This is a genomic window from Wolbachia endosymbiont of Folsomia candida, assembly GCF_001931755.2.
Lineage (GTDB): Bacteria > Pseudomonadota > Alphaproteobacteria > Rickettsiales > Anaplasmataceae > Wolbachia.
Map to the genome: position 1 here is coordinate 703,070 of NZ_CP015510.2, position 11,673 is coordinate 714,742.

Genomic DNA, 11,673 nt, shown 5'->3' on the forward strand with positions numbered 1-11,673 from the left:
ATTATGCTCCAAGTTGAGTGGAAAATTGAGTAGTAGTAGAAAATGCTTTAGTTTTAATTTTCGTAAGTAATTTTCCCAAATGCGGTTCTTCAACCATATTCAGGCAGCCACTTCGATCCTTAGCTGGGTATCCCCAAGAATTAATAGTATGGCAAACAAATGAGCGCTTCTCAGTACCATCATCTTTTTTGATACCAACCATGCTGATAACTTCATCAACAATACCAGGGATTTCACTGGCAGTTTTAGCCCCTTCACATTGAGGTAGCCAAGTTGGACGATTGAAGTCATCTAAGTATTGACCTAGAGTCCCAACTAGAATAATATCTTTATCTCTAATATGTTGAAACTGATTGAGCCAAGCCATCATTTCTTGAGCAAGTAATCCATATGCAGCTCTCATGTCCTGTTTTCCCGATCTCTCAGAAACAGCTTCAGGTTGCATTTTTGCCCATAATAAACAAAGGCGTGATGCTACTGTGATGCTATCAATGAAAATACATCGATACTTGAGAAACTCTGAAGAAAGCTCCTTGTGTTTACTGGATACATGCTCATAGTGTTTTTGACTATATGCTGAATCAGATTTTAATGCAGGATTTGGACCACCAATTAGACAGGCAAGATCCCGAGCTTCATTCCAAGTACGAATGCTAATAGAATCCCCTTTCCACTCCTGAACAGCAAGCAAACCTGCCTCACAATCGAGACAGAGTGTTGGTTCACTTATAGTCTTTAAGAGGCTGGTTTTACCAATACCATAAGGACCAAAGATTACTACCTTGATACCTGTTGTTGTTTTTGCTCTTTCATTGCAGTTGATTATTTTCATATTTTTCCCCCTGAAACAGGCAAATATATCTTTAAGTTGACAAAATTCTTATCCTCGCTTAATTTTTTAAGTGTGTCGTGAAGAGTTGATTTTGGTATACTTGCTATCCTACTAACTTCATTGACGTTAAAATTATTCTCCATGAGTAACTTGCATACCTCCCCTAGCTCCGAAGGTAATTTTGCAATTGCTTCATTTACATCAATTCGTACTGCACAGTCATATTCAAAACTTTCACTTTCTTCGTCCAGTGCATCTAAATCATCCTCATCAACAAAATCAATCGCACGTTTTTTACACTCTTCTCTCTCTTCTAAATTAATAGAACGGCATTTGATATACTGAGTAATTTTAGCCTCGTACTGCTCATCACGTTCATCGTATTTCTTAAGTCCAGGTAAGCAATGCAGTGAAAGTTCTTGTTCTACATCTTTAATATGCCAGTGAGCAAAAATATTCTTTCTCTTAAGAAATTTAGCATAGTGTTTTATTTTTTCAGCAAATTTTGGATTAATGCCAGTGTAGGAATTTTTTGAAGTCATAATTTCTCCATAATAAAAAAATGTGAAAGAATTTAAGATGTTAATATTTGGGGGAATTTAGTAGTGATTGACCCAGAAGTTTGAATTTTCTACTGGAATTACGCTTCCATAGTCCATTGATTTGTAGTGTGTTGGTAATAATCTATGATAGACCATTACTTTCTTGTTTTTCTCGGGATCAAATATTTTCTTCCCAAGTTCCATACCTTCAACGCAAAGCACTCCGTATTTATTTCTTGCAGCGTTTTTACCTTCTTTGTTGAATTTTATGCAACCTTTCGTGGCAAGAACATCGAGACGATCGCGTATAGAATGTCTACTACCTAGGCTCTCTCTGTTTTCAAATGCCTGACAAAATTGGTTAATCGTGTAAACATGTCCTTTGCGCCCTTCTTCGCAAATTAAATCCAAAATGATATCGTATCTACGAGAACGTTCAGCATCCAGTTTTTTGCCGTATTCTTCATTTGCTAACCTTTGTGATTCAGCGTCAACTTCGTACCAACGGTTATCAACTTTATCAATACACTTTGATGCAATAGAATTACCGTTACGCAGCTCAAACATCAGTTGACGATTGCTGTTCTTCTCATCTGGTCTAAACATGATCATACCTGTAGTATAGAACCCTCGTAAGCTACTCGCGCCGCTAAAGCTCTGAAATGGATCTTCTTCCAATAGTTTCTTCTGCATTTTTCGTGTATGGTGTACAAGAATAACTCCAGCATTAGGATTAATTAAAGTGCGCAGCTTTTCTATTCTCTCTTGCAAAAAGAAGAGCATAGCATTATTGTCGTTTTCATTGCCGTATTGGTCAGCATCAAAAATATTACGTAATGGATCAACAGCAATAATATCAATGGTCTTTGGATCAAAATGTTTCTCTACTTCAAGTACAATGTCCTTAATGCCATTTTCATTTAAAAGTAACTTGGTCTGAGAAGTAACAACCAAATTATTTTTAGCAAGTTTTATGAGCTCTTCACTGAGTTTCAATTGTTGCAAACGTTCTCGCATATAATGGTAACCAATTTCAGTCTGAAGATAGAAGATCCTTAAAGGCCTTTTTGGTGCCATATCAAGAAGTGGAACCCCGGCAGCCAGGTGAAAGAGCCAAGAAATAAGAAAATCACTCTTTCCAACTTTAGGTGCTCCAGCAAAGACTAAAAGACCACTTGGAGTTAAGATTCTTGGAGCTATGATATCTTCTGGCATTGGTGATTTGTCATCTAGATATTGCCATACAGGAAATGACGTAAGGTTTTTTGTACATTCGAAAGAAACAGTTGAAGTTAAAAATTTTTCGACATCTGTTCCCTCTTCAATACAATCATCTGCATCCCAACCTTTTGGTTTATCTTGTGGAATTTTAAAAATAGCAAGTGATGCAGCGCCAATATCTAAAAGCTTCTTTGCAACATTTTCAGCATATTTCTGACCTGGGCTGTCATTATCTGGCCATATAGTTATGTGCTTACCTTTGAGTGGCAACCAATTGGTTTTATCAATAGGTGCATTTGCTCCGAACATTGCTGTTGTAGCTGTTATGCCTTTGCTTATTAAAGCTTCAGCACACTTTTCACCTTCAACAAAAATGATCTTGTCGGATTTAAGTATGCCAGGGACATTGTATAGAGGTCTTGGATCTGGTGCAGTATTAGTTGATCTTCTTACATCAAAACAACTGTAACGTTTTTCTCCTAAGGTGTTATCATAACGATAGATTTTAGCTATTACTTGGTTATTTTCATCATGGTAGTCCCAGCATGCTGTTAAATGCTCTGAAATTTCTCTGTTATGTTGAGGTGTCGAATAACTAAGCCATTTTTCTATGTCTTCTATGGTATCAAGAAACTTGCTTTTACCGGTAGCATCACGCCAGAGATCAATTTCATCTCCTCCCTCACCTGTGGCAAAGTCAATCCATAATCCGGCTCTACTACCTCTTGTTTCTACTACTAAACTTTTACCTTTATCTCCGCTTGTGTTACCAACAAAGAATTGATCATCGCGAAAGAAACCGGCTGGAAATAAGTAAGATAGGCATGAATCCATTCTTGAGATCAGCCCCGATTTTGCTTTTTCTGTTCTTTCAAATAAAGTCTGTTTATCATGTGAAGTATACATATTTATTACCTTTAAAAACGTTAAATAAATTGCAACTCACGTCTCAACTCTTACTTCTATGAGTGAAATTGACATTGTCTATTTGGCCCTGAAAAAATTCTTCATTTTTATCAATTATAACCCTTGACAACGTTACTTTCTGCTATACAATAAGAAGTGGTTAGTTTCACTATTATTTAGCACTCGTATAAGTTAAAGTTTAACGCGAGTTAGTAATAGAGGTGTCTTAATGTTTTCATGGCCCTCTATTATAGATATACCGGATTTGTTGTAGTTTTTTCCGGGAATAGTGGAAGTTTTTTTTCAAATATAAGTTAGTAGTGTTCATATTTACCATATTAATAAAAATGTTTGCGGCCTAAGTCTGTTAGGTAAAAGAGCTATGCCCCCTAATATAATAAGTTCAACAAAATTACAAAAACTGTTCACTTTTTTTTAACAAACTTTCATATGCTTCCGTAATATATATACAAGTTCAATTGTCATTTTGTCTAAAAGATTACAAAAAAAATTTATATCCTATTTGTTTTAGGCCTTACATATATACCCGGTAACTTTCAAAATCGTCCAAAAAATTGCAAAAATATATAAATAGCACAAAGAAAAGTTGCTTCTATAGCGGCTAATGGTGGCATTGAAAATTTAACTCTGCCCTCAACTTACACTCCTCAAAAAAATTACAAAATTTATTTTCATTTTAACTTTAAACAAAAAGGCCTCCTATAAATATATATCAACATTCACTCTCATTTTGTTCAAAAAAATTTACCTCAGATATTATATATATACACCGCGCACTTTAAATTTCGTCCAAAAAAGTTGAAATACCCTCCATTTCTTAACAAATTCAACTTTTAAAAAAGAAGAAAATTTTGCATTTAATACATGCCATGTATATTATATTCAGGATTTGGAAAATTTTTGTCCAAAAAATCTTTATTTGTTGAAATAATTTCCTTTCAATAAGCAAAAATTGTGATGATTACAAAATTTATTTTCATTTTAACTTTTAACAAAAAGGCCTCCTATAAGTTGCATATTTCATCTGCATTATGTTGCAAAATACGCTATACTTTGCTTATGAGATACTTACGTAATTACAGCAAGATCACTCCTAAATAAGCCATCTATAGGTTTAGTCCTGTGCTGTTCTTCTCCCATAACTGATTTTCATACCCTTCTACTAATAAATATCAACAAAACTACTCAAAGTGTTCAAAAAAATATTTTTTACGTCTTAAAGACCATACTTGTGTGACAACGCAATTTGCCTTTCCAACTGTCTTGAATCAAAAAAAAGCTTAACATATTTACAATTACCAGAGAGAAGTATGCTTATTTTCTATACCCCTCTACTAATGTATTACAGGATTAGCCTCCTCACTTTATGATGGTTTTGAAAAAAAAGTTGAACAACAAAAAATTGTTCAGGGGTTTGAGATAGAAGCTGTTGTATTTCCATAGCTCTCCTAAGAAGTTTTAAAGAGCAAGCCGGCTAGGAATTCCAAAAACCTTCTCCACAATGTCTAATTTTTGCCCTCCTACTAATATATATCGCGAAATCTTCTCAAAATGTTCAAAAGTTTTTGGCAATACCAATAAAAATTTTTCAAAGTAGCCTAAACAAACAACTTGCTTGGAGTAAAAGATTTTTTCATAACTTAAATTTTTCGGTAAGTCATTTCTATCACCCCATGTAACATATATACACCGTCATTTGCAAATTCGTCGCAAAATATAAAAAAAATTTTATACGATGAAACTAAACTTGCATATAATATATATATACGGTCACTCGCAAATTCGTCCGCAAATTTGAAAAAAAATTAAAAAAAATTTATATGCCGAAACTAACCGCCTCTAATGTCTAATTTTTTTAATGCCCTCCTACTAATATATATCGCGAAATCTTCTCAAAATGTTCAAATTTTTTTTGGCGGTTATATTTCCATAAGGCCTCCTAATGTATCGATTAAAGTTTTTCTCCTGTGCTTATTATATATATTCACCAAAATTTTGGAAAATGACCAAATTTTTAATTACAGCTAACAAAAAAATGTGATAGAATTTAAAATGGAGGCAGTGCAGCTATGCCTTTTATTCAAATTTAAATAGGGTTTATATTAGCGATAGGAGTATGGGTGGATAAATTTTACCCAAAAACAATAGAATCGCTTTGAAACGTTATTTAGGTCTTCATAAAGCAATAAAGATAGTTTAGGGGTATGGTTAAAGTACAAGCCTTGTGGGTCTAAATGCACTAACTTTCTCTTTAAATTTTGTACAATATTAAAAATTCTTGATAACTTGAGCTATTTTCTGCCATACCTCTATCGGTCTTTATCTAATTTTTCTTTGCTAACGTTCTATCTACCCTTAAACTATAAGCAACAATGTAGTTAAAAACCTAACTAAAAGATTTAAAACAATCAAGAAATTATGGTTGCTGCTAAGATAAAAACCTTAAGGTACATGAGCTCCGAAAATGCCATATTAGTAAAATTATTTATAATAGTTATTTGCAAATTAAGTGCTTTAGATTCGAGATTACACAGATTTTTGGCAGTTTAGTCCGTTTTAGATTGGAAAATGAAATCTCCTAAAAGGAAAAATCCTGCTATATATCAAGAGTTAATGGTAATTTAAGGTTGGAATTCAAGAAAACTTCTTAATTGCTTTGAAAGCTAGGCCTGTGGCGGGTTTTTTAGTATAGCTTAGTTTCGTGAGAGACCTTATATTATATTATATAAAATAATAATATATAATAATAATAGAGCATATAGGATATGTAACCTTCATAACACCTACCTATAATATTATTAACGCGCTAAAATGTTTAATTTATTAATTTTTCTTAAAAAGCCTACAAATAGTTTAAAAGCCTACAAATAGTTTATAATACATAAGAAAAGTTTCCGCGGCGGCCATCTGCTCAACTGAACAAGCTTTAAATAAAGGCTAATACAAATTAATACCGTGCTACTTACCATTTAAATTTTTAACCGAAATATAAAAGTCGTTTTAAATGCGTTTTTAAAGCTACCCATGACCTGGATGAAGAAATATACCCCCCTTAGTCAAAGAACGCTTGTAACATAGCTTAAAATTGAAATAAACGGTATTTCTTACTACTTATTACCAAGATAAATTCCTTGTGAAGAGAAACACCCTTTTAATTTTATCATATTCGTATTTTTATGCCAAGAACTTTTTTACTATAGGGAACATTTTAACTGGTTTATTTTTTAGCTGGTAAAAGCTCTAACTACTAACTTTTTAACGAATCTTTATATAGGATTAAAATATCAAGAAATTTTATTATTATTTTTACTATTTTAATGGGTTTTATTGAACAATTTTAGCAAATTTGAAATTTATTTGAATTTTTTTGCAAAATCTCCGGAAAAAGTTGTGAGAAATCCGGTATATAATTAGTATAGGGGCAATGAACTCGCTATCTCAAAAAGGTGGCTTAAGGTTCCATTTCTTAGGCTGCCTCTAATAATTCTTTCTTTTATGAACTTTGTTAGCAAATAGAATGTCGACACTCACACTTGATCTTAGCTGGCTTGGCTATTCTACATAAAGTTTTTTATGCAATTCTTCTTTCAATATTTTGGTAATTTATGATAAAAGAAATAGATTTTTCAATGTGGAATGGTTTACCGCCTGAACAAGAATGGGTAATTAAAGATTGGCTTGCTATTGGAAGCGTTTCATCTCTTTCTGGTGAACGTGGTACAAACAAATCTTTCTTAGTTCAAGAATTAATTACAGCCCTTGCAACTGGTCAACATTGGTTAGATACAAGTTTTGAACCAGCTAAAGTTTATGGAGTATTTTCGGAAATTGATGAAAATGAGCTATTGACACGACAGCATAGAGTTCACACAAGACTGAGCAGAAGATGTCCTCACAGAATAAAAATGGTTTCCCTATTTGGTAAAGAAAATTTATTGATGAAATTTGACAACAATAACGTAGGAATATTAACTCATTTATTTGATGAATTACTTAGTGATATTGAATCATTTAATCCTAAACTTGTAGTGTTGGACGAAGTCTCAGACTTTTTTGGAGGAGATGAAAATAATAGTTCTCATGTCAAACAATTTGTTCAAAAGTGCTGCGCTCACATAGCAAGAAAAGTTAATTGCGCTGTTTTATTATGTAAACATGGGTTAATAGAAACAGGAGTGTGGCGCGATACGATGAAGTTTCACATGTATGCTTATCAGGATGAAGAAGATAGCAGCTATTTAGTAAATTACATCTCTCATTATTCCAAACAAAAGTGACAATTAGTTAATTTTCTGGCTGGGTTATTTTCCATTATGGAGTGTTTTATATTTTGAAAATACTAGACAGACTACCAGTTTAACTTTTTAACATCTAAATAATTTTATGAGAAAAGCAATAGATTTTGCAAAATGGTGCGCTCCAGAGAAAGAGTTTATTTTAGAGGGTTGGCTTTCCATGGGAGATGTTTCGTTCCTTAAAGGAGAATATGAAGTTGGTAAGTCTCTTTTCAAATAAAATTGCTACTTAAAGCAGAAAATGCCACAATAACTTGAAGTATGTATCTGAATTAAAGTTTATGAATCCAGGTTACAATGAAATCATATTTTATGAAACAGGCGATGGAAAGGTATGTATAGAAGTCAGGTTTGAAAATGACAATCTATGGCTTACACAGAAACATATGGCTGAGCTATTTGGTTGTTCAAGTGATAATATTTCGCTACACCTAAAGAATATTTATCTAAGTAAAGAATTAGACAAAAGCTCAACTACCGAGGAATTCTCGACAGTTCAAAAAGAAGGAGGAAGAGAAGTAAAACGTAATGTAGTATTCTACAATTTAGAAGCTGTTATATCAGCAGGCTATCGTGTTAATTCAGAGCGTGGCATAGCTTTTCGTACATGGGCAACAGATAAACTAAAGAATTACATTTTTAAAGGCTTTGCAATAGATAGTAATAGATTTAAGAATGGCACAAGATTTGATGCTAGGTTCTTTGATGAGCTAGTTGAAGAAATAAGAGAAATTCGAGCTAGCGAGCGTATAGCTTACCAGAAAATTACAGATATTTATGCAACTTCATTAGATTATTCAAGTTGTGCAATTGAAACAAGAGATTTCTTTGCTATAGTGCAAAACAAATTACATTTTGCCATTACCGGAAATACAGCAGCAGAAATAATCGCAAATAGAGCAAATAGAAATAAACCAAATATGGGCCTAACAAATTGGCGAAAAGCACCTAAAGAGAAAATCTTTCTCTCTAACACTCAGGTAGCAAAAAACTATTTAGATAAAAATGAAATTGCTCAATTGAATAAGATAGTGAATATGTATATAGACCATGCAGAGTTTCAAGCTGCTCGAGGTAAAGTAATGTATATGAAAGATTGGAAGGAAAAGCTTGACGCATTTTTAAAATTTAACGAGCAAGAGATATTAAAGAACTATGGTAAAGTTTCTCATGAAGTAGCAATTGCCTTAGCTACAAAGGAGTATAAAGAATTCAGAAAAATACAAGATAAATCGTACAAATCAGACTTCGATAAATTGCTAGAAGAAAGTAAAAAGAAAAATCTTTAAGAATTCTATATCTCAAAATAAAATATGTCAATACTAACACTTGATTTAGGCAAACAAACCGGATGGGCTATTCTACATGATGGAGTAATTCATAGTGGGAGTGAAAGTTTTCATGGTAATCGTTTTAGCGGTGGTGGGATGAAGTTCTTAAATTTCCATAGCTGGCTTAACTCTATAAAGGAAAAACTTGGAAATATTTCTGCAGTGTATTTTGAAGAGGTAAGAAGACATTTAGGGACTGATGCTGCCCATTGCTACGGAGGGTTCTTAGCTCATTTAACTGCTTGGTGTGAGGAAAATAGTATTCCATACGAAGGTGTACCTGTCAAGACTATTAAACGCTTTATTACCGGTAAGGGCAACGCAAGTAAGGCAGAAGTAATTGAAGCTGTGAAAAACAAAGGATTTGTACCTCAAGACGATAATGAGGCAGATGCTTTGGCTATTATGTTTTTGGCACAGAGGAATTTCAGTTCCAATTCTAATTATGAAGATATAAATAAATATTCTTAAACGTTAAGATATGGCCATGTATACTCATAGTAGAAATTATATCCTAGCTTATTAAGTAATAATTCTAAATAAGAAACAAAATAAATGAATAACTTAATTATAATGATGAAAAAACCTTTGTATATTAACCAATTTTGTGGGTCCTTCCCATAATAAAATTCGCGTGGGTGGCGAAGAGCCCGGGCGTTTTCTAGCGTTAGAGATATTTTGAATGTTAACTACTTTACCGAGCTATTAATTCTTTGAAATCATGAATTTAGAACTTCAATATTATCCAATTGGGAACCTAATCGAATACGACCGCAATCCACGTAAAAATGACGTTGTGGTGAACAGAATGTGTGCCTCTATTCGCGAATTTGGCTTTCGCATTCCAATAGTTGCAAAAAGTGATGGTACGGTGGTTGATGGCCATTTACGCCTTAAAGCTGCAAGAAAGCTTGGTATGGAGAGTGTTCCGGTGGTCTTAAGTGATAATTTAAGCGAAGCACAAACCAAAGCATTTAGATTACTAGCAAATGAATCAGCTAACTGGGCGAAGTGGGATGATGATCTATTGAAACTTGAACTCCAGGATCTTGAAGATTTAAATTTTGATCTAAAGCTCACTGGGTTTGAACTGGAAAAAATCCAACGTTTTCTTGACGATGAATACAAAGAGGAAGAAAAAGATCTTGCTGATTTAAATGAACACAGTTGTAAAAGCAAATCAGTAGTCACAAAACCAGGAGATTTATGGATTTTAGGTGATCATAAAATTTACTGTGGTGATAGTCAAGTAATTGATTCATTTAAAGCGATTTTAGATGACAAAATGGCTGATATTACAGTTTGTGACCCTCCTTATAACGTTGATTATGGCGCTAGTCAGGAAAGAGATGATCGAAAAATGCTTAATGATGATCAAGGTGAAAAATACGAATTGTTCCTCTATAACATTTGCTCTCATATTTTAGCCTATACCAAAGGGGCAATTTACATTTGTTCATCATCATCTGAGCTTGCCACGCTGCAAAAGGTATTTGAAGAAGCAGGAGGACGTTGGTCAACATTTATCATTTGGGCAAAGAATCATTTTACTATTGGGAGATCTGATTACCAAAGACAGTATGAACCAATACTTTATGGTTGGAAAGATGGAAGTAAACGTCAGTGGTATGGTGGGAGAAATCAAAGTGATCTATGGTTTTATGACAAACCTACTTATAACTCATTACATCCAACCATGAAGCCAGTTGAGTTAATGGAGAGAGCAATAATAAATAGCAGTAGACCAGGTGATATAGTTCTTGATCCATTTAGCGGGTCTGGAAGTACTTTGATTGCATGTGAGCGCACAGGCAGAATATGTAGAACAATTGAGCTAGATCCTGCATTTGTTGATGTGACTATAAAACGTTGGCAAGTATACACAGGAAGAGATGCTCTTTTCGCTGACACTGGAAAGACTTTTTTAGAAACTCAAGAAAAGATAATACAAAAGTGAAAATTAAGTTTGATTCAACATTTAGAGAAAAATTACAAAGGAGAAAAAAGAAGTGGAAAAAGGAAAAATGACACAAACAGAATGGGCAAGAGAACAAGGGTTTTCCAAGCAATACGTCTGTTATTTAGTGAAACAAGGAATTGTAGAACTTGAAGGTGGTATGGTGGATAGAGAACAAGCAAATAACGCACTTGAAACAATTCGTGATCCAAGTCAGCCACTTAGAAGAAAAAACGGTGAAAACGATGATGGTAGAAAAAATACTAGTGAGCTTTCAACCATGCTGCTTAAAACCAGAATTAAAAATGAAATAGAGCGTGGTAAACTCCTAGAAGCTAAGGCTAAAGCTGAAATTGGCGAATTAGTAGCGATAGAAGAAGTAAAGCGTGATGCCTTTAACGTCGCAAGAGTAGTAAGAAATAAACTTTTAAATATTCCAGATAGAGTGTCAGCACTTCTTGCATCGATGAATGAGGCAGAAAAGATCCATGAAAAATTAACAAAAGAAATTAGAACTGCCATGGAAGAGTTGCCTAAATAAAAATTTTAATAAACCAAAAACACCTTA

Annotated in this window: 9 protein-coding genes; 6 read left to right on the top strand and 3 right to left on the bottom strand. The window is 33.6% G+C overall.

Annotated elements, in window-relative coordinates:
- Position 1: 1 nt before the first annotated feature.
- From ASM33_RS03275 to ASM33_RS03285, 3 genes are read right to left on the bottom strand one after another with little or no spacing between them, the layout of a single operon-like run.
- On the bottom strand, positions 2 to 832 hold the full coding sequence (locus tag ASM33_RS03275; protein WP_110410382.1) for an ATP-binding protein: 831 nt from the start codon (positions 830 to 832) through the stop codon (positions 2 to 4).
- Positions 829 to 1,374, bottom strand: a complete 546-nt coding sequence (locus ASM33_RS03280) for a helix-turn-helix domain-containing protein (protein WP_110410381.1) — start codon at positions 1,372 to 1,374, stop codon at positions 829 to 831. The genes ASM33_RS03275 and ASM33_RS03280 overlap by 4 nt, the downstream gene beginning before the upstream one ends.
- A gap of 57 nt (positions 1,375 to 1,431) precedes the next feature.
- Entirely contained in the window at positions 1,432 to 3,501 is a 2,070-nt protein-coding gene (locus ASM33_RS03285; RefSeq protein ID WP_110410380.1) for an AAA family ATPase, read from the bottom strand.
- Positions 3,502 to 7,127: 3,626 nt separating this feature from the next.
- Here ASM33_RS03285 and ASM33_RS03290 point away from each other — a divergent pair.
- From ASM33_RS03290 to ASM33_RS03310, 6 genes are all read left to right on the top strand, one after another.
- A complete protein-coding gene (locus tag ASM33_RS03290) occupies positions 7,128 to 7,799 on the top strand; it encodes an AAA family ATPase (RefSeq protein ID WP_110410379.1) in 672 nt (223 codons plus the stop codon).
- 106 nt (positions 7,800 to 7,905) lie between these two features.
- Positions 7,906 to 8,037, top strand: coding sequence for a hypothetical protein (locus tag ASM33_RS08810; RefSeq protein ID WP_257791014.1), 132 nt, complete (start codon positions 7,906 to 7,908; stop codon positions 8,035 to 8,037).
- Between the two features lie 61 nt (positions 8,038 to 8,098).
- A complete protein-coding gene (locus ASM33_RS03295; RefSeq protein WP_110410378.1) occupies positions 8,099 to 9,106 on the top strand; it encodes a virulence RhuM family protein in 1,008 nt (335 codons plus the stop codon).
- 24 nt (positions 9,107 to 9,130) lie between these two features.
- Positions 9,131 to 9,619, top strand: a complete 489-nt coding sequence (locus ASM33_RS03300) for a crossover junction endodeoxyribonuclease RuvC (RefSeq protein ID WP_110410377.1) — start codon at positions 9,131 to 9,133, stop codon at positions 9,617 to 9,619.
- A gap of 250 nt (positions 9,620 to 9,869) precedes the next feature.
- Positions 9,870 to 11,105 (top strand): DNA modification methylase, encoded by a 1,236-nt coding sequence (locus ASM33_RS03305; protein ID WP_110410376.1) that lies wholly within the window; start codon positions 9,870 to 9,872, stop codon positions 11,103 to 11,105.
- A gap of 67 nt (positions 11,106 to 11,172) precedes the next feature.
- Positions 11,173 to 11,646: a hypothetical protein gene (locus tag ASM33_RS03310; RefSeq protein WP_110410601.1), complete on the top strand. Its 474-nt coding sequence runs from the start codon at positions 11,173 to 11,175 to the stop codon at positions 11,644 to 11,646.
- The last annotated feature ends 27 nt before the right edge of the window (positions 11,647 to 11,673 follow it).